Genomic DNA, 26,094 nt, shown 5'->3' with positions numbered 1-26,094 from the left:
TTTAGTTTTTTTATTGTTCTGTTTCTGTTGGTTTTCTTTATAGTGTTTTCGTTTTTATGCCTTTTTTAATAACGCACTAGTAAATAACAAACTGGTTTATGACAGTCTGGTTTATGGCTATCTGTTTAATTAATCCCTAGTTGAACATCCATCGGCTTCACATCGATTGGAAAATCAATGGTAAATTCTGTGCCTTGTGTGAATGCTTGATTGATTCTGATTTCGGTATGGTGTTGTGCCGCAATACTCTGGGAAATGGCTAAACCTAAGCCTGTACCGCCGGTATCCAGTTTGGTTGAGAAGAAAGCATCAAAAATCTTATGAAGATTTTCTAACGGGATGCCATCACCGTAATCTCTCACTCTTACCGTAACGAAGTTTTCTTTATCGTTTGATGTGTGGATACTAATTTTTTCTGATGGATTATCGATTGCTTCAAGTGCGTTGATAATCAGGTTAATAAGCACTTGTGAAATACGTCTTTTATAGCACCAGATATCAGAAGGGGAAGCTTGTAAATCCAATTCAAAATTATTACAGCGTGTATTAATTTGCGTTCTCAAGGTGTATCTGACTTCTTCAATCAGATCGTTCAAAGAACACACGCTGATGTCCTGATCTTTGTCCTGTCGAACAAAAGACTTTAGATCATTAATGATGTTGGTTATCTGGTCACTGCCATAATGTATATCATTAATAAGCTCAGGGATGATTTTGATTAATTCGTTAAGGCTTATATTGTTAAAAGTAATATCCGGATGCTTTTCTGCATAGGCATTAAGCTCGGGTTGCATTGCATTAAAGGTTTCCTTTAAAACGATAGAGTTCTGTTTAATGATGTGATTAGGGTTATTAATTTCATGCGTTACGCCGGACAACATTGTTCCAATAGAAGCCATTTTGTTTTTCTGGATGAGTTGTAACTCGTAGTCTTGTTGCTTCTTCTTTAACTCCAACTCATTGGTAATATCGTTAAACACAATCTGGATGACTTCATCATCATCTTCTTCTTGAGTGATAAGCATAAACATCGCCTTTACATATTTGGCGGTATTCTTCTTTGTGATTAACTTTATTTCGTTATAAACAACGGGTTCGAAGCTGATTGTTTTTAAGGTGTTATGTATGTCTTTGGGGATGATTTCATTTGGGAAATGAATAAGTAAATCACCAATGATGTTATTGTCATTTGTATATTCCAGAATATTGAACGCTTGTTTATTGCCGTAGATGAATTTCCAGTTTTTATCGACAATGATAATCCCTTGCAGAGAACCTTCGACCAATGCTCGATAGCGTCTTTCACTGGTTTCAACTTCATTCATGGACGAGTGTAATTCTCCACAAAGTTTATTGAATGATTGTGTGAAAACATCCAGTTCGTCATTAATGGTGTTATTACTAGAAGGTCGATTGAGTACTAATTGTTTTTTATCTTTAAAAGCGCTGGGATTTTGTAAGAACTCACTAATCGTACTTAAGTGTCTCGCAACGAGTTTCTGGAAAATATACAGAATGAATAAGGCAACCAGAAAGGTCTTAACAAAATTAGCGGAGAGAACAATTAATAGTCGGTTTTTAAGGTTGTTATAGACATATTGACTGTTCTGGGCGACTTCCAAAACACCGATGACATGGCGTCTATTTCTCGTCGGGGATAATATTTTTTGAGTAAATGTGCTGATATTTTTACTGTGATGCTTAAAGTCTATTTTTGAGTGTTTAAACAGTGTATTGACTTGGCTATCTGCTTTGATGCTGGCTTGGGTAACGGTAGGTAATGCCGTAATTCCTTCCAGTAACGCCTCGATTTGGCGTTTGTTAATACCCCAAACCGCGTTTTCAATACTCTTTAAATAACTCTTATTGATCTGCTCCCGGACTTCATTGATTTGATTCAAATCCTTTTTATACTCGATATACAGTTGAATGCCGGAGAGTAATAGCGTGACCAATGAACTAAACAGCAATACCCGCAATAGAAATGCTCTGCCGATTTTGGAAGAGATATTCGGATTGAAAAAATTAGGACTCGCTGCATTCATTGAATAATGTGATCTACTTTTTATTTTGTTTGTTAATTATTGACTCGCTTAGTTACTTATCAATTAAGCAACTATTGTGCCAATAGAAATAATTGGACAAAGCCCTATATACAAGGGTTTCAATGACTTGGGTGGGGATTAGAATGAGTGCCGGATTTTTACAAATAGACACATGGAGACATAAGTCTCAGATTGGGGACATAAGTTTACATTTTTTATTACTTTGATTGCTACGTTGATTGCTTATTTTGAAAGTATGTATTCAACGACTTTGACTCAATCTTCAAAGCAATATCCTAAAAAAGTGCCTCAAAGTAGGGGGGTGACTTATTGATTAATCTTGGAATAACTAAACAGCGAATGAAAGTCTTATCGGGTTTCCAGATCATAGAGTGTCATGTCGCCTTCGGTATTAAGATGCAGCGCATAAGCATTAGGTACACGAGATAAAATATATCCAGCCATCAACGTTCCGGTTTCTTTATTGCCCGTTTCAAGCGCAGTTAGAATTCTATCGCCGACGATTTGGCAACGTTGCATTAAGTCAGGTTTTTCGATCCACGAACGGCTCATTTGATAGCCTTGATCCATGTCTTTGTCTATCATGTCGAAATACTCACGAGCATCCGTAATGATTTCATCTGGCACGTGTATATCCTGTTCGTGTTCATCAACAAAGATTTTAAGTATCATGAAGCTACTTCCTACAAAAGGGGGGTAAAGAATACTGGAAAACGACGATTAAAAATACGCTATTTAAAGTATGGTAACCTGATCATTATGTTATTAATAATTAAAAATGTCCTTAAGCAAAATCAACTAAAAGTCATTTCTACCTTGCTAAAGCAGGCTGATTTTGTGGATGGTAAATTATCAGCAGGAAAAGAAGCGGTAAAAGTAAAAAATAATGTGGAACTAGCACAGCAAAGCCCACTGCATGATCAGCTTAATCAAATGGTAATGACATCTCTGCTTCAGCATCCTGAGTATCAGGCGAGTGTTTTTCCGCTTAAAGTAGCGACTCCTTTTTATGCTCGTTATGCGAAAGGTATGGAATATGGATTTCATGTGGATGACCCCGTCATGGGAGCCGCTTCTGGGGGAATGCAAAATCGTTATCGATCTGATATTTCCACAACCGTTTTCCTGAATGATGACTATGATGGCGGAGAACTCATCATTAAAACCGCGTTTGGTGAACAAAGCATTAAGTTATCCGCAGGCGATGCGGTTGTCTATCCATCCAGCAGTTTGCATAAGGTAACCGAGGTTACCAAGGGTGAGCGTTTGGTCGCTGTCACTTGGGCACAAAGCATGATCAAGGATAATAGCCAACGCGAGTTATTGTATGAATTAGGTCAGGCGCGAGAAACGCTGTTAGAGAAAAGTCCAAATAGCGATGAAACTTCTAAAGTCAGCAACGTTTATGCAAATCTGGTGCGTCGCTGGAGTGAGTTATAATTGAGTGATAATTGAATTGTAATTAAGAAATAAAAAAAACGCCTCAAAGTAGGGGGTTGGCTTTATATCTTTGTTACTTATTCTAATCAGAAATTAATGCCTTAAGCGTTTGTATTTGAGACAAGTAGGGTAAACGTGCCTGCGCAGCTTCTACAGCGTTGATGCTTATTTTCGCAAAAATCGTTTCTTCACCCGCACAAGCTCTGGCAGCATCAACCCCATCGGGTTGAACAATACAACTCCCCCCATAGTAACGTAAGCCATTTTCAGTGCCGGAATGATTGGCATAGATGACCCAGATTCCATTTTCAAAGGCTCTGGTGGGCATGACTTTTTCGGAAACGACTCCCCAGTTTTCCGAAAGTGCTGTAGGAATAATCACCGCATGCGCGCCTGCCAAGGCAGCGGCACGAATTGATTCTGGAAATTCGGCGTCGTAACAAATCAACACACAGCATTTAAATGCACCGATATTGAAGTAACTCATGCTTTTGCCAGAGTCAAAATGATCAGCCTCAAAACCCGGGGGGAATAATAATTTACGGTGATTGATTAAAGTCTCACCGTGCTTGTCGATGCACAGTGCGGAATTATATATCCGCTCATCTTCCTGTTCTGGGTAACCATATACAATGGCGGTGTTAAAGTGCTTCGCCAATTCTGCAACGTGCTTCGCGGTCTCGCCTAATTTGGATTCAGCCCGCTGTTTGAGTTGCCCCCCCATATTATAACCAGAACTAAAAAGTTCAGGACAGACTAGCAAATCAGTCGACTCAGGTAGGTTTGCTAATGCCTTATCTAGTTTATTAACCCGGTGCCTAACGTCCGACTCATCGGCATCACTTTGGAATATGGCAACGTTTAGTGGCATCGTTTAACGGTCTGAAATGAGAATTTCGCGGGAGAAATTAGTTAAGTATTCAGAGCCTGTAGAAGTTACCACCACCGAATCGCCTATGCGGCCACCGAGTTCACCATCGACAGAGATACCGCCATCGACAGCGAAAGTCATTCCCGCTTGTAAAATGGTTTTATCACCGGTTTTGAGTTCGGGCGTTTCCAGATAGGCCATACCAATCGAGCGTCCGGTTCGATAACCGGTTTCATAACCCTGTTTGTCATAAACTGCATTCGCCGCTGCTGCGATAGATTCTGCAGTGACGCCTGGGCGTATCGCTGCAATCGCAGCTTGTTGTGCGTCAATCGCAACTTGCTGCACTTTGGCCGCTTCATCTGAGACTTCTTTGATAAAAAACATACGGTCAAAGCCAAGTTTGTATTGTTTAAATTGCGCCATATTACAAAAGCAGAAATACACTGGATCACCCAATTCCAAGGCTTTAACACTAGCGCGTCGGTGCACCATAGAAGTGTCTTTGCCAGATTGCATAATTTGTAAATTATGAATCATTGGTGAGATAAATGCTTCCCAGCCTTTGTCTGTGAGAAACCCCGCTGCTTTGCGTGTGCCTGCATTAATCACCGCGAGCGCGGCTTCGTATTCCGGAAGTCCTTCTGCAAGGCTATCTGATGCAGCTTGCATCATCGAACCAGCGATACTGCCAGCCTGTTTCATAACTTCGATTTCTTCGGCAGATTTAATCATGCGCATTTCACCCAGTAACGGTGAGACATTGATGAGTTTATTATCCGGCAAAACTTCATCAAACCAGTTTCTAACTATGGGGGGCAATGCTGCTGCCTCGACAGCAATCGATTGCTGTTTACTTTGATCGCTGTTTAAAGCTAGTGCTTTAGTTAAAATATTTTCCCAGCGATTTGGTCCTGAATCTTCCCAGGTCATAATGTTTTCAACCCAGGTCATTGCAGAAACCATTTCGCTTTCCATCAATGGGGTAATCACAATCGGGTCTGATTCTGGTCGAACAATTAAGAAAGTAGGGCGTCCAAATTCTACTGAAAGATATCCCCAAAAACCTGCAAGATACGCGATTGAACTTTCATCGGTGATGACTGCGATATCAATATTTGCGTTTGCGAGTCGTTGTTGAAATTCGGCGGTGCGAAGTTTGGCTTGTTCTAGCATGAATATTCCTGAGTAGATTCAAGTGAGTTTTTGCACTAATGCAACCTTAGAAATAGTTTAGTAATCTAGATAAGTCAATTAATAGGAATAGGTGTTGAAAAAACGGCCTGTAAGTAGGGGGGTGACTTGGTCATTTAAATGTTTAACAAACACGTACAAAAAAACCGCTATACAAGCGGTTCTTTTAAAATGATTTAATGCTGATTATCGCTAAGCGATTATTTCCAGAAATTAGCTTCTTCAGATGCTAGGTCACGAACTTGATTGGTTAATTCCTGGTAACGTTCACGATAAGCTTTCCATTCACCAACATAATAATCTTCGGCATCAAACTCGCCACTTTGCTCGTATTTAATAAACTTAGCCTGCATATCAAGCATTTCTTGGATGAGTTCTGCTTTGTTGCTCATGTGTCGTCTCCAGAGATATATTTTGGATGAATTATATGTTCAATAATATACCTGTAGCGCCGTTTAAGGGGTATACCCATTTAAGGATATTAGAATTGATTAATATTTATTTCCTTAGTATAGGAGGGGGTGACAATCGATTTAAGCTATGACATTGTATTTCTATATTAGAAAATGCTGAATTGGTTTTAGTGGGCATTTTCATCTTTTGTCTATCCAAAAAAAGAGAGGAGTTAATAGATGGCACTTGAAGTTAATGGTAATTCTATCGCGACGACTGAAGCGGGATATTTAGTAGATTTAAATGACTGGAATGAAGATGTGTGCAAGGCACTTGCCGACGCAGAAGGTATCGAGCTAACCGATAAACACATGGATGTTGTCGCTTTTTTGCGAGATGAATATATCAATAACGGTGGAAATCAGCCCATGGAACGTGCCATTACCAAGCACATGTCCGGCGTTTGGGGCGAAAAATTAAAGGGTAAAGATTTGTATAATCTATTCCCGGGTGCGCCTAGCAAACAAGGCTTAAAAGTATCTGGTTTGCCAGCGACAACACGCAAAGGCGGTTACTGAGCCTCCCTCAAGTGTTGAACAGTTGATAACGGTTTGATAGTTAAGCTATCAGACCGTTTCTGTGTGTTTGGATTGAGAAAAATTATCAATCCACTTAGTTACTCTATTCAGTGTTTCTTGCAGTTTGTCTCGTTGCGCAGGTTTGGTCAGATACGTTGTAGCACCTGCGATCACTCCCTGTACTTCATCCAGAGGAGAGGTTTTACCACTGAGCATAATGATTGGTGTTTTTTTGTATTCCGCCATCGCACGAATCTGCTTGCAGGTTTCATAACCGTCGATGCCAGGCATAATAATATCGAGGAAGATCAGATCGAACTGTCCTTCTTTAACTTTCTCCAAAGCATCTTCACCCGATTCTGCAAAGTCTGATGTAACACCAGCATCGCGTAATTCTAATTCAAGCTGCTTTCTAATTGACGCACTGTCATCGATGACTAAAGCATGATGGGCTTTTTCTGATCTGCTATCTGCTTCAGTTTCTATTTTGCTCTCTGTTTCGCTTGATGCGCTTAACGTGGTGATGCTGTTATCAATGATCGTATCTGTGCTGGTTTGGTGATCAGCAGTTAATGATGTTACGTTTTCAGATAGGTCGACTTCTGATGCAATATCTTCCTGTAGGTTTGCTACAGGCACTGCTAAACGTTTTTGTTTTACGATTTCAATCGCTTCACCTAAGGCATTCATGACTTTGGTGATTAATAACGGACGTTGAATTTGAGCATCTACGCTTTCATTGGATGGTTTATCAGAGACCAGGAAAACGGTTTTATTATTCAGTAGTGTTGATTGGAGTGAAGGATACTCATTCTGACTAACAATGATGAGATCTGCTTCTTCACTATTTGTTGTTTTATGCGCAACCAATCCATGCGTGAAATTGAAAGCTACCACACGATCGAAGATGGCTAACTCTCTAGCATCTAAGCCAATCGTGTGAATGCCAATACTTTTTTCAGTATTCATATCATTAGTTTCGTTTTCGGGGCTTGTGTCATTCATCGTTTAGTTATCCATTTTTTTAACTAATTTTGTCTTTTTGTCTTTTTGTCTTTTTGTCTTCTTATCGTCTAGCGTACTTGTATGTGCTGAATAGACTACTTACATCTTAATCTGGCTTAAATCTTGTTTAATTGATTTAGTTAAAAAGTGCCTGTAAGTAGGGGGGTGTGTTTCTATTATTCAGTCGCTTCTTTCTGTTTTAGCCAGGTATTCATTGATTCGAGTAAGGTCTCGGTAACAACGGGCTTTGTTAGGTAATCATCGACACCGGCTTTTGCTGCAAGGTTTCTATGTTTTGCGGTGGTTCGCGAGGTAATCATGATTACTGGAGTGTCTTTTTTATCATTCCATGCTCGAACGGCTTGCGTGAATTCCAAACCATTCATACGGGGCATTTCAAGATCGGTGAAGACCATATCAATGTCGTTGTCGTTCATCACCTGAAGTGCATCAAGACCATCTACCGCTGTTAGTACTTCGTATTCGGTTTGTTCGATAATCAGACTCAAGGCTTTACGATTGCTCATCGAATCGTCGACCACGAGAATCTTTTGTGCAGCTTTGATTTCTGCTTCAGGCTGTTTGGTTTTGACTTTATGAGTCTTCTTAGTCGAGGATTCTGTAGCCGCATTCTTTAAAATAGTGACCAGATTAATTACCGGAGCAACGCCACCATCATTCAAGTGACAAGCACCTGTTATGCCTTTTCTGGCGTTAACCCAAGGCTCTAGGTTTTTTACCACCACTTCGCGTGAATAGATAATTTCTTCTATTTGCACGGCTTGTAAATGCTCACCTGTTTTAATTAACAGTAGCGTATGTGGTTTACTGAAATCGATTGCCTCGTCGGACCAATCTAGCAACTCCGATAAGGAGTGGATAATCAGTTCTGTGTCATTATGGCTTACATAATGTCTGCCCTTCTTTTCAATAACGCGTTCTGGCGCTAGATACAGAATTTGATCTATGTTTTCTGAGGCTATCGCGACTGGATTATCGGACGCCTTAACCAACAATGTAGTATTGGTAATCAGTGTTAGCGGAATCCTGACGTTAAAGCGCGTGCCTTGATTCATCTCGCTGTTGATCTGCAATTCACCTTTGAGGTTTTCTACAGATGTGTTTACGACGTCCATGCCGACACCACGGCCTGACACTTCGCTGACACTTTCCTGTGTGCTAAATCCTGGGTGTAAAATGAGTTTTAATGTTTCAGCAGGGGAGAATTCCTGATCGGGTGTGATAATGTCCTTATCGATCGCGCGTTGGTAGATGAATTCTGGGTCAATACCCGCTCCATCATCTTGCAACTGCATCAAGATATGATTTCCTTCACGGCTAAAGTCGAGCAGGATAATACCAATCTCATCTTTGTTTTTAGTCGCTCTTTGTTCGGGGGATTCGATGCCGTGATCTATTGCATTGCGCAATAAATGTAGTAGCGGATCTACAAGTCCGTTAAGAATATCAGTATCAATATTGATATCATTACCGGTCACTATCAATTCAGCTTTCTTGCCCGTTTTACGACAGGTTTCGCGCACAATTCTTTCTAGTCGAGGAATCAATGTATTCAAAGAAACCATGCGAGAACTCAGAATAACGTCACTTAATTCTTTGTTTAATTTATCCAGCGACTGCAAGTCTTCCTGAATATCACGTAACTGTTTCGACAGATTATTTTCTATCGTTTCACTATCCAGAATACTTTCTGTTAATAAACCAACAACACTATGAAGTTCGTTATAAGTGTCCATTTCCAGCGAGTCAAAATCACTTTCCTGAAGACTGGACAGCATTTTATGCTGATCTTTTTCTTGCTGATAGATCGTGTCATTCAACTCATTCAACATCTTATGCACATGCGTATCTTGTGTCTGAATGTCTTTATTGGTGATTTCTGTTTGTTTCAGTTGGTCAGATACTTTCGTTGAGGTTGTTACCAGTTCACCCGCCAGATTGAGTAGCTTATCAATAATATCCACGGGAACACGTATATGTGTTTCAGAAACGGATAAGTTTGTATCGACGGTATTGCCTGAATATGATGTTGCTGCCGGGGTCGATAATGTATTAGCCACAGTATTAGACACGGTATTAGACACGGTATTAGACATAGAATCAGACACAGACTCTATAAAATCAGGTAATTCTGGGCTGTCAAATTCGAGGTCGTCCTGTCCACTTCTGTCTGCAGAGCTATTTTCTATAGCGTCTAGTTCTTCGGTAAATGTGGTTAATTTGTCGAGTACAAATGATAACTCTTCTGGAGCTTGTCGCTTTTGCTGAATTGTTTCAAACAGGCTTTCCAGACAATCGGAAGTGTCAGCTAAAAAGTCAGCAGTATCTTTGGGTAGTTCATTGTTGACTGAAAAATCCAGAATATCTTCAAGTCTGTGGGTTAAATCTACCAGTGACGTTAAGCCAACAATGCCGCTCGCACCTTTGATGGTGTGAGCGATGCGTGATGCTTTTTTATAGTCATCCTTGCTTGCTTTATTGTTTGATATTTTATGCAGTAATCCTGCAACTTCAGCGACTTGGTCTGGGGTTTCCTGAAAGTAAGTGGATAGTAATTCAGGGTGTATATCACTATCCCAACTGATTACTTCTTCGGATTGCTTGTTATCACTGCTATTACTGTTATCACTATTGTCGCTACTAATGTTCTCCTGTGTACTGTCTTCAAAAGGGTTAGTGGTATCTAAATCACTTACGTCGTCTACTTTGGGGAGCTGATTTGCCGTAATTTCATTATTATCTGTTGTAAATTGCAGGGTGTTTTCTATAGTTTCTATGTTTGATGTTATGTCGGTATTTGTGTCCGAATTTAAATTGTAACCATCCTCTTCAGGATTATTCACATCATCATTAGCAGAATCTTTAAAAGAACCTTCACTAGAGCTGTCACTAGAGTCGTCGTCAATAGAAACATCAAAAAATGCTTCTTTTCTAATCGCTAACAGAACATTTTGTAACTCATTAATATCTAGCGTTTCGGTCCATTCTTCGCGTATCAGCTCGGCTGTAAGAAATGATAGATTCGAGGGGTCTTCTGGATCATTAAGGCAGATTCCAAGATGCTCTAACCATGCCCAGCATTCACCTGTAGAGATAAATTGTTCGCTTGATTCTGTTTGAATATTTGTGAATTCAAATAAGTTGCTTTGACACCACTGGCTTAATTTTGCAAGTTCAGGATAGCCCGAAATTTCAGCCAGCATTTCAAAACGATCTAACTCGAGATTGTATTTTTCGATGTTTTGGAAAACATCTTCCGAGTTTGCTGTAATACTCGCCAAGGTCATAACAATGTCATCTATCTCGACCGTGATGTCATTGCTGTCATCTGCGATATCGAAATGATCGAGGTTGCCAAAATCGTTGTTCTGCTTATCATCAACGAAGTTATCTATTTTTTCTAAAGCGTTAGGGATTTCGTCAGGGAGTCTTATCTCTTCGAGGGAATGTGCGGCTGATGTAATTATTTCATAATTACTTGTAGCGTCTTCTTGATTATTTGCATTGGTGCTTTCATCAAAAAATGCCTGTTCATTTTTCAGAATGGCATCTTCTAATGCTTCTTCAGATTCATCGGCCAAACCTTTAAAAATCTCAGTTTCGAGTGAATCATTTAAGGAATTCTGAGATTGAATGAAATCTGGTAAATCATTGATATTTAATGCTTCAAGCTCTTCTTCTTGATTACTTATGTCTTGTTGTGACGTGTCGTCATCAGTTTGGTAATCTTCAAGATGATCAACAAAATATGATAATTTATTATAAATACCTAAAAATTCTTGAGGTTCTTTTTGCTTGCTTTGAATCGCATCAAATAAGTGTTCTAAGCAGTTTGCAGTGTCAGGTAATATCGACAACAGTTCGTCTGGTAACGGGTGCTCTACAGAAAAATCCAGTAATGTTTCTAGTCGGTGTGCATATTCAGAGAGTGCGTTGATACCTACAACAGCGCTTCCACCCTTAATGGTATGCGCCAATCTGGCTGCCGTATATTTTTCATCATTGTCAGCTTTGTTTTCGCTAATGGCTGAAAGTAGGGGGGTGAGTTTGGTAATTTGGTCTGGTGTTTCCGCTAAATAAACAGATAGCAACTCAGGATGAATATCGTCATTCCAGCTCGTTTCTAATCCTGATGTCTCATAGCTTTTTCCGGAGCCATCATCAGCGTTATTGTCAAAAAGAGGAATTTCTGAAACTAGATCTGTGACTACTGCGGAATCAAGTAATTCGGGTATTTCAAATAAAGGAAATTCAAGATCATTGTTAGTCTGTAACGAGTTGAAATCATTATCATCATTACTATTAAGGGTCTGATCAAAGTCGTTATTTAAGTCATATTGATGAGTATGGTCTTCAGTATTTTGATTTATATCTATCAGCAGTCTCTCTAGATCTTCTTCCTCAAATGACTCCAACCATTCTTTTCGATTTAATTCTATTGTTAGATTATTTAAGTGAATGGTTTCATCAGAATCACTCATGCTGATGTTTAGCAACTCAATCCAGGTCCAACATTCACCTGACTTCACGAAATGCTCATTGATTCCATTTTGATTTTCTTTAAATAAACGAATGTTTTTTTGACACCAGTTTGATGCATTTGATACACCTTCATAATTTGAAATTTCAGCAAGTTGTGTCAAACGTGATAATTCTTTTAGATAAGAATCAATATCTTCTAAAGGTTTGGTTGATGTTGAAGAACTCGCTGAGAGATTCATTACAATATCGTCAACTTCTAAGGCAAAGTCAGATCGATCATTGTCGTCAAAACCAGGAAAATCCATCTCATCGTTGTTATCTGATTCTGGAACAGTGCTGTTTTCATTGATCGGGGGAGTATCAGACAAGCCCGTTTTATCTATCTCAATCAGCGATACTTTAAAATCAGGGTGTTCTTTTAATTCCTTTAGAATTGCTGCCGTGTTGTGGTTGTAATTTTTATGTAATATCGACAGGTCTACTTCTTCAAAGACATGTTTTTGAAGAAACTCCTCTTCCAGGGTATCTATAAATACCTCATCTGAACTTTCGTCTTTGGTCTCTTTGGTCGGTTGTTTCTTTGATGTCTCAGTTAAAACATCTGTTGATGTTTCTGCTTCTAACTGCGACTTTACATCAACGTCTTGAGAGGGGGCGCGACCTTCCTCAATCCATATGGCAATACTTTTTAGCAGGGGAGCTGATGGCTTAATGAGCCATGGTGGAGAGGTTAAACTCTGGTGTAATTGAGGAAGTAATACAGGGTCATAGTGACGTAACACTGACGCTAAAATATCAATCCATATAGAAAAATGATCTTCCCTGAGTAACGTTGTGATCTGCTCATGGGTATCATCGTTTAATTCAAGATTCATCCCCATCCAGTGAGAGATTACTCTTAAGGCAACGGCATCGTGCTCTTGAGAAATAGCGTCAATGCGCTCCAAACCCTTTTCTACGGTTTGCAACGATTGTGTAAGGTTGTTTTTTTCCAGCATGGAAAAAACAAGTACGATATCTTCAAGCTCATCAGCAATTAATTGCTGTTTTTCTATGGTGTCAGTCATATCAGTCATTTCCATGAGTTCCTTAACTAAACCTTATACTTTTGCGTTATGTATAGTTTTGGCGGAGTCTTCTTCGTCAATCTTAAAGACATTTACAGACTTCACGAGTTGTTGTGCATATTCGGCCATATTGCGGCTCAAACCTGTTAACGACAGTAATTCTTGTCCGGTAGATTGGGTAGATTTAAGAATACCTTCAGCTTTGTGTTTAAGGCCCTCACTGATACTCACCTGATCTTTAGATGCGATGGCGATCTGGTCAACCGAATGTACAAGCTCAGAAGTCGTCTCAAGTACGCGTTTCATCTGCTCTGCAGCATCTTCGGCTTTTGTTGATCCGTCGATTACTTGCTCGATAGTCTGGTCCATGGTGGCAATGGTGGTATTGGTTTCTTGCTGAATGTTTCGTACCAATGTTGAAATCTGGCTGGTAGATTCACGAGAACTTTCTGCCAGTCGCTGAATTTCTTCCGCGATAACAGAGAAGCCACGTCCTGCATCACCAGCTGCAACTGCCTGCATACTGGCATTAAGTGCCAATACTGTTGTTCTTTCAGCGATGGTGTTGATGATTTCAATAACATGAGAGATTTCTTGAGAACGCTCACCCAATTGTTTAATACGTTTCCCCGTTTCTTGAACGGTTTCACGGATGACGGACATTCCGTTTAGCGTGTCTGATACTGACTCATGCGCTCTCTTAGTTGAAATAGAGGTATTGTCAGCCATGGTGTTGGTGGCCGCAGCAGACTCTGCAATGGAATCTAGACGTAGTAACATTTTATTCATTTGATCGGTTGTTTCTATCGCACGTTCCTGCTCTTTCATAGCGAGTTTATTTACCGACATTAAGTGAGTATTTACCTTCTGCGACGTTTCGTTAACTTCTGTGGCAACATTACGAACTTCGAAAAGTGTCGCTGAAGTTTCTTCAGCAAGTAAGTTGATCGCATCCGCTACAGGACCTGTTGCATCTTCTGTTACGTTGGCGCGGATCGTTAGGTTACGTTCACTTAACTCAGCAACGGCTTGCAGAAGACCAAATACTGATTGGTTTAATTCCTTATGCTCTGAGTCAATGGTGTTAAGTGTGACAGCACGGTCATCAAGTAGAGAGTTGAATGCAGTACCTAAACTAAAGAATTCATCCTTACCTCGTGTGGTTACACGGGCATCGTATTCACCAGACGCTAAACGATGAACAACGTCTGTCAGGTTCTTAGTCGGGATGGTGATTGATTGCATGATCAAATTACCAAAAATGATCATAACTAATACGCCACTAAATAAAGCGATAAGTACGTTGTTACGCGTAAAGCCGGCTTGTTCTAATGCGGTGCTACTTATGGCCGATGTTTCAGCAAATTTTTCATCAACAATACTGTTGATTTTGTCTTCCACAGTTTTCGCAAGAGGGAGCATCTTGGTTTGAGCGTAGTTATTCAAAGCAATTTTTTCTGCTTCACCGTAACCATCGCTAAAGAATTTCTTGATCGATACGTAACCTGCGATTAGATCGTCCTGTGCGTTGAAAAGCTCTTTAACTTCGGGTGTTCTTTTTTCTTCTGAAGAAAGCGCACTATTAAACTTTGAGAAGCTAGATTGAATAGTCTGAATGCCTTTTCTGGTTTTAGATTCACCTTCAGACCATGGAATAAATCCCATGTTTATATTCGATAGGAGTAGGCTGTAATGTTGATTGATATTGTAGTTGACGTTAGATGACGCTAAAACCGTCTTTAGGTTTTGGTCGCCCGTTTTTAATGCGCGATGATCCTGGTCAATACCATTTAAAGAAATAATCCCAATCACGAAGAATATGATAACTGGCAGCATGATGAATACTAGCATTCTCATACCGATGGATAGTCTATTTAACATGGTTTTTCCTTTATTTTTTATTGTTGTTTTAGACGCGTTTTACGCATTTATTATTTTATTTTTATTTAATTGAATCTAGCTAAACTCTTTTATCTGACTCAATAATTGATGGTGATCTATCTCAATGATCGAGTTTGTATCATTGTCTAACGTATTTAACATCCACGCAGGTTTATTGTTTATTTTGGTTCTTTTCTTAAGCTTATTAATACTGATCTGTCTAGGAAGGCTATCTACTTTGAACACAATCGGCGAATGATTTTGATGTTCAAGTTTTAAAAGATAACTTTCATTTTGCTGTGTTTCATCTGAGTCACTGTTATCTTGACTCACAGCATTAGTTTGAAAATTGACAAACTGCTGTATATTGATAACGGGCATAATTATCCCGCGTATATTTACGATTCCCATAAACCAGTTAGGTGTAAAAGGAATCTGGTTGATAGGCATGTTTTTTATTGTTTCCGCCTTTAAGTTTTTTTCTAAAAGGAAGTAGTTTGAGCCGCTTGAATAATAAAATTGCTTATCGTTTAATTCGGCATCTTCATGTCCGTTTTGTGACGTATTGGTACTAAAATCAATGGCTTTTTGAAGCGTTGCAGAAAATGATTCGTCACTGTGTTTAGTGAATGTATTTGTGTCATAGAATGCGCTATTTGTTAGAGATGTTTCTAACTGAGTAACTGCTCCCATTTCTACTTCATTTTCTAGGTTGTTTTCAATCTCAAGTGTGGTCACTTATTGCTCCAAATTGCTCAAAAGTTATCATACGAAAAGTACTGAATTAAAAGCGTCGTTTATTGTTATTTTTAGTTATTGAGTATGTCTGTGATTTTAATTAAATAGCCTGTAATTTTTCCAAAACTTCAGAGTTTTCATAGGGCTTTACGATGTAATCTGTCGCGCCTAATTGTCGCGCCCATTGTTTATCAACCGGGTTTGATTTACTGGACACCATAATGATAGGTGTGTTGATTGTTTCCGGGTTCTTTTTAATCGTGCGACACGCTTTATAACCGTCACCATCTTCCATCACAATATCTAGCATAATTGCATCCGGAGATAATGTCTGGCTCAATGAGATTGCTTCGTTTCCTGAATTTGCAGTAATTGTTTGGTAACCAGCGGCTTCCAGAATCGATTTCAAATGCAATAGTTGTGTATCTGAATCATCAGCGATTAAAACGGTGTGAATTGCAGCCATGTATTGCCCCTATTTTATGTTTATTATATTAGAGTGAATCGTGAGTAAGCATCAGCGGTTAGCCATTCACGAACTTATTTATACACCCTAGGTTCATTTTTGGTAGTTTTCGCTGATGAGCGGTTGCTAATTAAGCTTGCTGATAAATTCACTTTTTCAGATGGAATCGCTGATTTTATTGGGAGTGCTATATTGGGTAAAAAGTAGGCAGATTTAGGTCGTAATCACTTCAAGACAGATTTTACATAAGTGAGCGTTTTTACCGCTTTTTTTTATCAGACTAAAAAAACTCGCTGTAAGTAGGGGGGTGACTATTGTTTGTTGAATAGCTAAAAAAATAAAGATAAAAATAAAGATGATACCGAGTAAACTCGTTTAGTCAGTTATTAGCTATGTTGATCTCTACTCGTCTGCAGCAAAATCCACATGTATATGATTTCCGTCAGGGTCCCAGATATTGATTTGTACTAAGTTTACTGCAGATAGGTCAACGCGACGGTATTCTTCCTTCAATTCATTTAATCGTGCTTCAAATTCATTGAGTCCTGAGGCGCTAAACGCAAAATGCTCCAGTTTTAAGTAAGCTTCAGAGCCAATACCTTCTGGGCCATCAATACCAATTAAATGCACCATCACGGTGTCGTTTGAATACAGCCAGGCTCCAGGGAAAGGAAAGTTAGGTCGATCTCCGGTTTTCATGCCTAGAACATGACTATACCAATTGATCATGTTATCAAGTTGAGTGGTTCGTATATTGACGTGATCGAGTTTTTCGATTTGCATTTTGAACTCCATTGAGGAGGTGAGCGTTTACAGGTTTTTTAAAATAAAGGATTAACTAATAGTAGTACAAGCTGTGAAAAGTACTCAGATTCCATTTCAAGCTACGTTTATAAAAGACGTAATATTATTCAAAGTCGGGGTGTAGCTACACAATTATTCGGTGGGTTTTAACGTCTTGATGCTTTTATGTGGCAAGAATAAACCGCATCCTAATTCTCTTGAGCCACCTAAACCTAGTTGCTGAATTTTGATAGAGGTATCGCTGTCTAAGTCAGCAATCATGAGATGTTTGGTATGTAAATCAAGGTCTGGCGTTGTAATGTTATGGCTTTTTCCGCAGAGCATTTTCTTCACTTTAAAGCCGGTTTTAGTGTTGATTTCAGCAGCCATTCGGGTGAGAAAGGTGTTTTCATCTTCGTTAGGTTCGCACAAAACGTAACGTGCGAAGAGTACGCCGACATTGGTAAATATTTTCTTTTTTGCTTTGCCAACAACGAGTTCATGGCCATCGATATTCAGCGTTTGCCCTATGATATTGCTTGCTTCGTCATATTTTTCTAAGGGGATCCGGATTGTGAGTTTGGTTCTTTTTGAGGGATATAGCACAGCGCCTATTTCATCATCCTCTGGGCGCATCCAGCCGTTATTGCTTTCGGCGACATGGATTTGATGGATACCTGCAAAGTCATAGTCTGTGAGCCATGGCAGGTGTTTAATAATCTCTCTCGATAATGGCCAGGCATGATTTAAGGGAAGCGTTTTGCTTTGCATCGCAAACACCATATCAATTACGTCATCAGGCGCTTGATAGGGTAATGTTTTATCTTCATCTTCTTCCCAGAACATTTCTAATCTCTCTAGATTGCAAGTTTTTAGCGTGCAGATTCAAACGCTAGATTGAGTTGATCGTGCCAGTCACTAGGACGATCATCATAAGCTGGCGGCTCGATATCCACCTGAAAATGTAGCTCGCGAGTTTCTATTGCCGTTTTTTGGATGCAGCTTTTTAGTTCTTCAAAATTGGATATGTTATCGCTTTCTTTTAGCAGTAATTCACTGAGTGATAGCATAGTGTATACCTTGTTCTAATTAATAAATATGGTTGCTTTTATAAGTGTTTGCTTGCATCTATAAGCGGTAGTTCGTCATAAAAACGACCACGAAAGAGTAAACGTTTTTCCTCTGGATGATCAGAATCCACATAAGCCGTACGGCAATGAAGCACGTTTCGACAAATGATTCCTTCTCCCGATTTTAATCTATGTTTAATGATGTATTTTGACTCACTTTCAAACATTTTTTCTATAAATCCCACAGCATCTAGTGTGGTGGCATCTTGCTTCCATTCAATATTTCTTTTACGAGCCGAGTAACGCATGTGTAACTGCCCTTGAGTATTCAATGAAAAAACCGGACCTGTTTGCGCTGCTCTGATTTCCTTTCCATTTTGTATATTGGCGGGAATGGTTAGAACATCTTTCTGCATTAAGGCTTCGATATAGTCGGGGTTCTCATCACGCAGCAATATATAAGCAATTTCGTGATCCATAAATTTGGACTCGCCGCCTTCTTCGGCTTGTCGAGCACAATGCAATAGCATCGAATGTATGGTGTTCTGCGGTAAATTATAGTATCCGTCTGTGTGCCAGCTTAGTCGTTTTGTGGAATAGGGAATGTACTCGTGTTGACCCGCTCGGCTTGTCTGTGTGATTGAGGTTAGGCTATCTTCGTCAGCACAGATATTGCCATCTAATTGTGAAAGTCCCAATTTATTGGCAAGTGACAAAATCATACGTTTCGTCTGCTTGATATCGTAGCTTTCATGGTCTCTGATTTGATACAGAGAGAGACAATAATCATTGCATTGTTTGATGATGTTATTTAATTCATTCTCAGTAGGCGAAAGACCATTTTGAATAATGCCCTGAAAGTGGGGGGGTGACTTTTGATAAGCACTTTCAACCCTTGCAAGCTTGGCATCTCTCCAGCGTAGATAACTTTCTTGATTGGCTAAGGAAAAGGGTGAAGGCATAGTTTTACCGGTTTATTTGCTCTTGAGTTATCGCAATATTTACTTGCTATTTAAGCATATTCGAATATTCTTTACTGCTTTTCTAGGACTCATTTGTATTAACGCAAATTTCGTCGAAAAAAACACCTACCCACTAAGGGATAGGATAATTATTTCATAGCATCCCATGGGTGAGATTCTTATATCAGCGCTTAACTATTAGAATATGCTTATATCGTAAATATACCAATATCAAAGACGGTGTAGTGCGGCTTAAATTGAGTGACAGAGTGTTTTTATTCTCTGTTAGATAATCAAAATTATGAGGAGGCAATAATGGCTGATATTAAGAAGTATCCTACGCCGATGCTAGACGTTTTAGAAGATGGTCCTTGGCCAAGCTTCATCAGTGGCATTAAAAACCTACGTGACAATCACCCTGATGAGCGTATCAATAATGTAACGAACGGATTACTCGGTCAGCTTGAGCATTCATACGAGACCAAGATGGGTTACTGGAAAGGTGGCACGATCTCGGTATTCGGATATGGCGGCGGTATTATTCCTCGTTTCTCTGAAGTAGGGGATAAATTCCCTGAGTCTAGAGAGTTTCATACATTACGTGTGCAGCCAACTCCGGGTAACTACTACACAACTGACATGATGCGCAAGCTTGCAGACAGTTGGGAAAAATGGGGTTCAGGCCTTCAGACTTTTCACGGTCAGACAGGTAATATCATGTTTATCGGTGCTGATAATGATAGTTTTCAGCACTTCTTTGATGAGATCAACGACTATGGTTGGGATCTTGGTGGAGCGGGTCCCTGTGTACGTACAGCGATGTCATGTGTGGGTGCAGCACGTTGTGAGCAATCTTGTGCTAACGAGCACGCGGTTCACCGTCATCTAGTGAATAACTTTACTGACGATGTTCACCGTCCAGCGCTTCCTTATAAATTCAAATTTAAAGTTTCGGGTTGTCCTAACGATTGTCAAAATGCTATCGAGCGTGCTGATTTTGCTGTTATCGGTACCTGGAGAGATCACAAGAAAATCAATCAGGACCATTGGAAAGCATTTGTTGCTGACAAAGGTGTTGAGTATGTGATGGATAACGTTATTTCACGTTGTCATTCAAAATCACTTTCACTAGGTGAAGATAATTCATTAATCGCCGATGAGAGCAACTGTGTACGTTCTATGCATTGTATGAATGTTGTGCCCAAGGCTATCAGTCCTGGCGATGACAAAGGTGTAACGATTCTTTGTGGTGGTAAGCGTACGCTGAAGATTGGTGACTTGATGGGAACAGTGCTAGTTCCATTCATGAAGCTGGAAACTGCAGAAGATTATGAGCAGATTGTTGAGCTTGCTGAAGAGATCATTGATTTCTGGGCTGAGAATGGTCTTGAGCATGAGCGTACAGGTGAGATGATTGAGCGTATTGGCTTAGTTAATTTCCTAGAAGGTATTGGCGTTGATCCAGATCCAAACATGATTGCGCAACCACGAAACGTATCTTATGTGCGAACAGATGGTTGGGATGAGGCTGCTGAAGAGTGGTTTAACCGCAAGCGTGAAGAGAAAGCTGCTAGCTAGTAGCTGTTTAACTCTAACCTTATTACAGAATGAATGACTAATTGGCGAGATGTAGTTTATATCTCGTCTAATTAACAGATTTTAGGAGCAAAACCATGTCAAAACCACAGATGCGTGAACCGATAGAATCAGGTTGTCCTGATGGCTTTCAATATATGCACCCGACAATGCGTCGTAACTTCGGTATGTGGGATTATCACGAAGATACGCAGCCAGGCGTAATGGTCCATGTCGCTAAGAATGGTGACAAACTCTATACAGTAAAAGCGGGTACTCAACGTATCCTTGATGTGTTCACTCTGCGCGATCTTATGGATATCGCTGATGAATATGCAGACGGGCACGTACGTTTCACTATTCGTAGTAATATCGAATTCTATACCGATCACGAAGAAAAAGTTCAGCCACTAGTGGATGCCTTAAAAGATAAAGGTTACGCAGTAGGTGGTACACGTAACTCGGTTGCTTCGATCTCGCATACACAGGGTTGGTTGCATTGTGATATTCCTGGTACTGATGCATCGGGCGTTGTTAAATCGATGATGGATGAGTTATACGACGAATTCACAAACTGGAATATGCCTAACCGTGTTCATATCACGACTTCATGTTGTCAAATCAATTGTGGTGGTCAAGGTGATATCGCGATCAATGTACAACACACTAAGCCACCTAAGATAGATCACTCTCTTGTAGGTAACGTGTGTGAACGTCCATCGGTTGTTGCTCGTTGTCCTGTTGCGGCGATTCGTCCTGCCATGGTTGACGGTAAGCCTTCGCTGGAAGTGGATGAGAAAAAGTGTATTTGTTGTGGTGCTTGTTACCCGCCATGTCCTCCGATGCAGATTAATGATCATGAGTTTACTCAGCTTGCAATCTGGATCGGTGGTAATCACTCTAATGCTCGTGGTAAGCCAACATTCCAACGTTTAGTTGCGGCTGGTATTCCAAATAATCCACCACGCTGGCCTGAAGCGACTGCAGTAGTTAAGAAGATTCTTGAGAGCTACAAAGAAGGCGCTCGTGATTGGGAACGTATCAACGAATGGGTTGAGCGTATCGGATGGCCGCGTTTCTTTGAAGTGACAGGTTTGCCTTTCACTAAGTACCACATTGATAACTGGCGCGGAGCGCGTGCGAATTTGAATTCGTCTACGCACATTCGTTTCTAGATCGTTTTTACATAGTTATCAATTAGGATTTATAGATGAAATTTACAATTATGGTTAACGAAGGGCCTTATCAGCATCAGTCTGCTGATTCGGCACTTCAGTTCGCTCGCGCAGTATTGGCGCAAGGGCACGAAATTTTTCGAATCTTCTTTTATCACGATGGCGTAAACAACGGCACACGTTTAAGTGTTCCGCCGGCAGATGATCGTTTGATCCAGAAAGAGTGGTCAGAGCTTGCAAAAGAGCACGATCTTGATTTGGTGATCTGTATTGCTGCTGCACAACGACGCGGCATCATGGATGAAGATGAAGCCAAGCGACAGGGCTTGGATGCTAACAATATAATTGAAGGCTTCCGTATTTCTGGTTTGGGTCAATTGATCGAAGGTGGAATTGAAGCTGATCGCACTGTTGTATTTGGAGATTAAACGAAATGGCTACTAAGAAATTCATGTTTGTTAATCGTAAAGCGCCTTACGGTACAGCTTATGCGCTAGAGTCACTGGAAGTTGTGTTGATATCTGCAGCATTCGAGCAAGATGTTTCACTTGCTTTTATAGATGACGGTGTTTATCAGATCACTAAGGGTCAAGACACAACAGGTATTGGGCAAAAGAACTTCTCTAATACTTATAAAGCTCTAGGAGACTATGAAGTGAATAAGCTTTATGTCGAGAAAGAGTCTTTGGAAGAACGTGGTTTAACTCAAGATGATCTTATGGATCTTGTTTGGGAAGACGAAGATGAGGATTGGACAGAAAAGCCATCAATTATCATGGTAAGTCGTTCTGAAATGGCTGATGTTATGGCCGAACAAGAAGTTACTCTTAGCTTCTAATCACCTAACGGAGAATACTAGAATGGCAATGCTACATATTGTAAACAAGTCACCGTTTGAAAAGGTGGCTTTTAGAAGTTGTTTAAATCATGCTAAAGCAGGTGACTCAATTTTGATGATCGAAGATGCCACCGTTGGTGCAATCGATGGAACATCATTTTCTGAGAAACTTAAGGCAGCATTGGCAGATAAGTCAGTGTATGTTTTAGGTGGTGATCTTGCAGCACGTGGTTTAAGTGAAGATCGTATGATCGATGGTATTAAAGCTGTTGATTATGCAGGTTTTGTCGACTTGACCGTAGAAAACGAGACGACACAAAGCTGGCTATAACCTGTATGACATTAACTTGGATTTTCCAAGTGACCTGAAATACGATTTTTAGCTGATATTTTTTATTTTTATATTTTTTGTATATAAACAAGAGGAGAGCTCACATGGCACTCGAATTAGATGGTCAATCAATTGAATTAGATGAAGAAGGTTATTTAGTTGACCTTAGTGCTTGGACGCCAGAAATTGCTAAAGCATTAGCATCAGGTGAAGACGTAGAATTAACAGATGAGCACTGGGATATCATTAACTTCCTTCGTGAATATTACGAAGAGTATCAAATTGCTCCTGCAGTTCGTGTTCTAACAAAAGCTGTTGGTAAACGTTTAGGCAAAGACAAAGGCAACTCTAAGTACCTTTACTCTTTATTCCCATACGGTCCTGGTAAGCAAGCGTGTAAGTATGCTGGTCTTCCAAAGCCTACGGGTTGTGTGTAAGCCCAGAGCTTATAACGTAGTCTGAAAGATTTCGGAGCGTAATATCTCCGAATTCTTTTTCTCAAACTCATCAAAGTTGGTCTTTTTTATAAGTCCCGAGTACTTTTGTGAGTTTTAGAAAAAGAAGTAAAGTATAAAAAATTAAGAATTACAATAAGTTATAGAGATAGAAGAATTTTAGGAGCTACATAGTGCAAATGACCATTGGTGTTATTTATGCCGTATTATTTTGGGCTGCGACACTTGTATTGGTACTAGGTGTTGCAAATAAAATCCGAATATACGCTAAAGTCCCAGCACCACTCAAAATCCCTACAACGCCAGCACCTGTCACACAGGGTGGGGTAGTGATTCGAATGATGCAAGAAGTATTCTTATTTAAGAGTCTCTTCCGTTCGGACAAATTGTTGTGGGCATTGGGTTTTCTGTTTCACTATGCAATGTTGCTGATTGTGATTCGCCACTTCAGATACGTGCAAGAACCAATTTGGGGTTTCGTTCAGTTTATGCAGCCGTTTGGTAAGTATGCTGGATTCCTGTTTATCATTGGTTTGTTAGGTTTATTAGCCCGTCGACTTTTTATCGACCGCGTTCGTTATATTTCAGCACCTTCTGACATCGCCATGCTGTTATTGCTAATCATGATTGGTATTTCAGGTTTGCTAATGTCCTTTGTTAGTCATACTGACATAGTAATGGTTAAAGCATTCTTTAGAGGGCTAATTACCTTCGATTGGCAACCGCTTCCTACTGATGGGCTATTACTATTACATTTAGGGCTAGTCGCCATTTTGATGCTGATTTTTCCAATCAGTAAATTATTGCATGCGCCTGGTATTTTCTTTAGTCCTACTCGAAATCAAGTAGATAACCCGCGTGAAAAACGACATGTAGCTCCGTGGGCTGAAGAGTTAGAAAAGCAAAATAAAATGTTCCTGGATGAGTTGGATTAAACGATGCTAATAAACCTGAAACTAAGCAGCAAATTGGTGTCTGAAATCGAGAATAAAGTATGGGAGAATCATTGTGGCTGATTATGATGTTCCTGAAATAACCGGTGAAGATGGCATAGTAGATGTGCCAGCTTTGCAGCCTGATGCAATGAAATCTCATGGGCCCTGGGTTTCTAAACCTGAATTTCAGGATGCAATGCATTTTCCAACAGACTTCAATATGCCTGAAGATGTTTCTGCATACGGAAATACTGATACCTTAGTTGAGAATTGGAAAGAGCGTGCGCTAGACAAAATGGCGGACCTAAAGGGGCGCTACCGATCGCTTCAGGTATTTTTAGACATTTGTGTAAAGTGTGGTGCGTGCACAGATAAGTGTCATTACTACTTAGGAACAACAGATCCTAAGAACATGCCCGTCGCCAGACAAGATTTATTGCGCAAAGTGTATCGTCGTTACTTTACCTTTGCTGGTAAGTTTTTCGGCAAAATGGGTATGCCCGGATTTGTTGGTGCGGCTGAACTAGACGAAGATGTGGTTAAAGATTGGTATAACTACTATCACCAGTGTTCACAATGTCGTCGTTGCTCGGTTTTTTGTCCTTATGGTATCGATACTGCTGAAATATCAATGGCAGCGCGTGAGATTCTTGATCATATTGGTATGGGGCAGAAGTACTGTACTGAGATCATGGGTAAGCTTAATAAGATTGGTAATAATCTTGGTCTACCAGAAGCAGCATTAGCTGATACCTTAGAAGGTCTGGAAGAGGATATTTACGATGAAACAGGCGTCGAAGTTAAATTACCTTTGGATAAAAAAGGCGCAGAAATACTTCTAATTACCCCTTCAGCTGATTTCTTTGCAGAACCCCATGTTGATGGTTTGATGGGTTATGCAAAAGTATTTCATGAGCTAGGACTCGATTGGACATTAAGCTCTTATGCATCTGAAGGTGCTAACTTCGGGATGTTTATCGGCAGTTACGAGAATATGCGTAAAATATCTCTGCGTATTCGTAAGGCAGCTCAAGACTTGGGTGTTAAACGTATTGTATTTGGCGAATGCGGTCACGCGTGGCGTGTGGCGTATAGCTTCTTAAATACACTAGCTGGACCCTTTGATTTTCTTGATCAGAATTACCCAATTCCACAACACGTATTAGAAATTACTGAGCCTGCATTAGCGGCCGGTAAGCTGAATATTGATAAGTCAAAGAATGACGACATGGTTCTGACTTTTCATGACTCTTGTAATATTGCACGTGGTAGTCGTATGGGAGCAAAACCCGGTGGTCAGTTCGATATTCCCCGTAATGTGATTAGAGCAGTTTGTAATAACTTTGTAGATATGCCGGCGGACACAATTCATGACGCAACATTCTGTTGTGGCGGCGGTGGCGGAATCCTGACTGATGATCTGATGGATATTCGTATTAAAGGTGCGCAGCCAAGAATGGAAGCACTTAAACATGTTACTGATAAGCATCAGGTAACTCACATGGCGGCGATCTGCGCTATTTGTAAGTCCCAATTCACAAAGGTCGTTCCTTACTATGGATTCAGTATGGATATGATTGTCAGTGTGCATCAGTTAGTGAGTAACGCGATTTTCTTGACGGGCCAACTTACTGAAGAAGAAATAGAAGCAAAAGAAGCTGCTGAAGAGGCAGAGTGGGCAGCTGCAAGAGAAAAAGCAGCGGCAGAAAAGGCAGCAAAAGAATCCGAAGAAGCTGAGAAAGAAACTAGCGATAAGTAAATTACGCTA

At 40.1% G+C, this 26,094-nt stretch carries 24 protein-coding genes; 10 read left to right on the top strand and 14 right to left on the bottom strand.

Annotation, left to right across the window (positions count from 1 at the left end):
- Positions 1-125: 125 nt before the first annotated feature.
- Complete coding sequence (locus EV695_RS14485; protein ID WP_131906691.1) at positions 126-2,045, bottom strand: ATP-binding protein; 1,920 nt, start codon at positions 2,043-2,045, stop codon at positions 126-128.
- Positions 2,046-2,414: 369 nt separating this feature from the next.
- Positions 2,415-2,738 (bottom strand): hypothetical protein, encoded by a 324-nt coding sequence (locus EV695_RS14480; RefSeq protein ID WP_131906690.1) that lies wholly within the window; start codon positions 2,736-2,738, stop codon positions 2,415-2,417.
- Positions 2,739-2,825: 87 nt separating this feature from the next.
- Between EV695_RS14480 and EV695_RS14475 the strand changes: the two genes are divergently transcribed.
- Positions 2,826-3,506: a Fe2+-dependent dioxygenase gene (locus EV695_RS14475; protein WP_131906689.1), complete on the top strand. Its 681-nt coding sequence runs from the start codon at positions 2,826-2,828 to the stop codon at positions 3,504-3,506.
- A gap of 82 nt (positions 3,507-3,588) precedes the next feature.
- Here the strand turns inward: EV695_RS14475 and EV695_RS14470 are convergent, their stop codons facing one another.
- From EV695_RS14470 to EV695_RS14460, 3 genes are all read right to left on the bottom strand, one after another.
- Positions 3,589-4,377, bottom strand: coding sequence for a carbon-nitrogen hydrolase family protein (locus EV695_RS14470; RefSeq protein ID WP_131906688.1), 789 nt, complete (start codon positions 4,375-4,377; stop codon positions 3,589-3,591).
- Positions 4,378-4,380: 3 nt separating this feature from the next.
- Positions 4,381-5,553, bottom strand: a complete 1,173-nt coding sequence (locus tag EV695_RS14465; protein ID WP_131906687.1) for a M24 family metallopeptidase — start codon at positions 5,551-5,553, stop codon at positions 4,381-4,383.
- 218 nt (positions 5,554-5,771) lie between these two features.
- Positions 5,772-5,963 (bottom strand): hypothetical protein, encoded by a 192-nt coding sequence (locus EV695_RS14460; RefSeq protein ID WP_131906686.1) that lies wholly within the window; start codon positions 5,961-5,963, stop codon positions 5,772-5,774.
- A 240-nt stretch (positions 5,964-6,203) separates the two neighbouring features.
- Here EV695_RS14460 and EV695_RS14455 point away from each other — a divergent pair, with 240 nt between their 5' ends.
- Complete coding sequence (locus EV695_RS14455) at positions 6,204-6,542, top strand: TusE/DsrC/DsvC family sulfur relay protein (protein ID WP_131906685.1); 339 nt, start codon at positions 6,204-6,206, stop codon at positions 6,540-6,542.
- A 48-nt stretch (positions 6,543-6,590) separates the two neighbouring features.
- Here EV695_RS14455 and EV695_RS14450 read toward each other — a convergent pair whose 3' ends face one another.
- The 9 genes from EV695_RS14450 to EV695_RS14410 form a co-directional block, all read right to left on the bottom strand.
- On the bottom strand, positions 6,591-7,547 hold the full coding sequence (locus EV695_RS14450; protein WP_131906684.1) for a response regulator: 957 nt from the start codon (positions 7,545-7,547) through the stop codon (positions 6,591-6,593).
- Between the two features lie 176 nt (positions 7,548-7,723).
- Entirely contained in the window at positions 7,724-13,126 is a 5,403-nt protein-coding gene (locus tag EV695_RS14445) for an Hpt domain-containing protein (RefSeq protein ID WP_165874718.1), read from the bottom strand.
- 24 nt (positions 13,127-13,150) lie between these two features.
- Positions 13,151-14,998: a methyl-accepting chemotaxis protein gene (locus EV695_RS14440; protein WP_131906682.1), complete on the bottom strand. Its 1,848-nt coding sequence runs from the start codon at positions 14,996-14,998 to the stop codon at positions 13,151-13,153.
- A gap of 75 nt (positions 14,999-15,073) precedes the next feature.
- The gene (locus EV695_RS14435; protein ID WP_131906681.1) at positions 15,074-15,736 is read right to left on the bottom strand and encodes a chemotaxis protein CheW; all 663 of its coding nucleotides are present in this window, start codon (positions 15,734-15,736) and stop codon (positions 15,074-15,076) included.
- A gap of 100 nt (positions 15,737-15,836) precedes the next feature.
- Positions 15,837-16,202 carry a response regulator gene (locus EV695_RS14430; protein ID WP_131906680.1) on the bottom strand — a complete coding sequence of 122 codons (366 nt, stop codon included), beginning with the start codon at positions 16,200-16,202 and terminating at the stop codon, positions 15,837-15,839.
- A 402-nt stretch (positions 16,203-16,604) separates the two neighbouring features.
- Positions 16,605-16,985, bottom strand: coding sequence for a VOC family protein (locus EV695_RS14425; protein ID WP_131906679.1), 381 nt, complete (start codon positions 16,983-16,985; stop codon positions 16,605-16,607).
- Between the two features lie 153 nt (positions 16,986-17,138).
- The gene (gene cas6 / locus EV695_RS14420) at positions 17,139-17,831 is read right to left on the bottom strand and encodes a type I-MYXAN CRISPR-associated protein Cas6/Cmx6 (protein ID WP_131906678.1); all 693 of its coding nucleotides are present in this window, start codon (positions 17,829-17,831) and stop codon (positions 17,139-17,141) included.
- Positions 17,832-17,857: 26 nt separating this feature from the next.
- Positions 17,858-18,055: a hypothetical protein gene (locus EV695_RS14415; protein WP_131906677.1), complete on the bottom strand. Its 198-nt coding sequence runs from the start codon at positions 18,053-18,055 to the stop codon at positions 17,858-17,860.
- 38 nt (positions 18,056-18,093) lie between these two features.
- Positions 18,094-19,017 carry a TauD/TfdA family dioxygenase gene (locus tag EV695_RS14410; RefSeq protein ID WP_131906676.1) on the bottom strand — a complete coding sequence of 308 codons (924 nt, stop codon included), beginning with the start codon at positions 19,015-19,017 and terminating at the stop codon, positions 18,094-18,096.
- Positions 19,018-19,332: 315 nt separating this feature from the next.
- On the opposite strand from EV695_RS14410, the gene dsrA reads away from it, so the two are divergent.
- From dsrA to dsrK, 8 genes are all read left to right on the top strand, one after another.
- Positions 19,333-20,595 (top strand): dissimilatory-type sulfite reductase subunit alpha, encoded by a 1,263-nt coding sequence (dsrA, locus tag EV695_RS14405; RefSeq protein WP_131906675.1) that lies wholly within the window; start codon positions 19,333-19,335, stop codon positions 20,593-20,595.
- A 95-nt stretch (positions 20,596-20,690) separates the two neighbouring features.
- Entirely contained in the window at positions 20,691-21,767 is a 1,077-nt protein-coding gene (gene dsrB, locus EV695_RS14400; RefSeq protein WP_131906674.1) for a dissimilatory-type sulfite reductase subunit beta, read from the top strand.
- A 35-nt stretch (positions 21,768-21,802) separates the two neighbouring features.
- Positions 21,803-22,195: a sulfurtransferase complex subunit TusD gene (gene tusD, locus EV695_RS14395; RefSeq protein ID WP_131906673.1), complete on the top strand. Its 393-nt coding sequence runs from the start codon at positions 21,803-21,805 to the stop codon at positions 22,193-22,195.
- A gap of 5 nt (positions 22,196-22,200) precedes the next feature.
- Positions 22,201-22,605 carry a sulfurtransferase complex subunit TusC gene (gene tusC, locus EV695_RS14390; RefSeq protein ID WP_131906672.1) on the top strand — a complete coding sequence of 135 codons (405 nt, stop codon included), beginning with the start codon at positions 22,201-22,203 and terminating at the stop codon, positions 22,603-22,605.
- Positions 22,606-22,627: 22 nt separating this feature from the next.
- Entirely contained in the window at positions 22,628-22,936 is a 309-nt protein-coding gene (tusB, locus tag EV695_RS14385; RefSeq protein WP_131906671.1) for a sulfurtransferase complex subunit TusB, read from the top strand.
- 104 nt (positions 22,937-23,040) lie between these two features.
- Positions 23,041-23,373 carry a TusE/DsrC/DsvC family sulfur relay protein gene (locus EV695_RS14380; RefSeq protein WP_131906670.1) on the top strand — a complete coding sequence of 111 codons (333 nt, stop codon included), beginning with the start codon at positions 23,041-23,043 and terminating at the stop codon, positions 23,371-23,373.
- Between the two features lie 197 nt (positions 23,374-23,570).
- The gene (locus EV695_RS14375; protein ID WP_131907078.1) at positions 23,571-24,326 is read left to right on the top strand and encodes a respiratory nitrate reductase subunit gamma; all 756 of its coding nucleotides are present in this window, start codon (positions 23,571-23,573) and stop codon (positions 24,324-24,326) included.
- Positions 24,327-24,399: 73 nt separating this feature from the next.
- Entirely contained in the window at positions 24,400-26,085 is a 1,686-nt protein-coding gene (gene dsrK / locus EV695_RS14370) for a sulfate reduction electron transfer complex DsrMKJOP subunit DsrK (protein ID WP_207907093.1), read from the top strand.
- The last annotated feature ends 9 nt before the right edge of the window (positions 26,086-26,094 follow it).

The sequence above is a fragment of the Cocleimonas flava genome (assembly GCF_004339015.1).
Taxonomy (GTDB): Bacteria; Pseudomonadota; Gammaproteobacteria; order Thiotrichales; family Thiotrichaceae; genus Cocleimonas; species Cocleimonas flava.
Note: the sequence above shows the minus strand (reverse complement) of the source record. Positions and strands in the feature narration are given on the sequence as shown.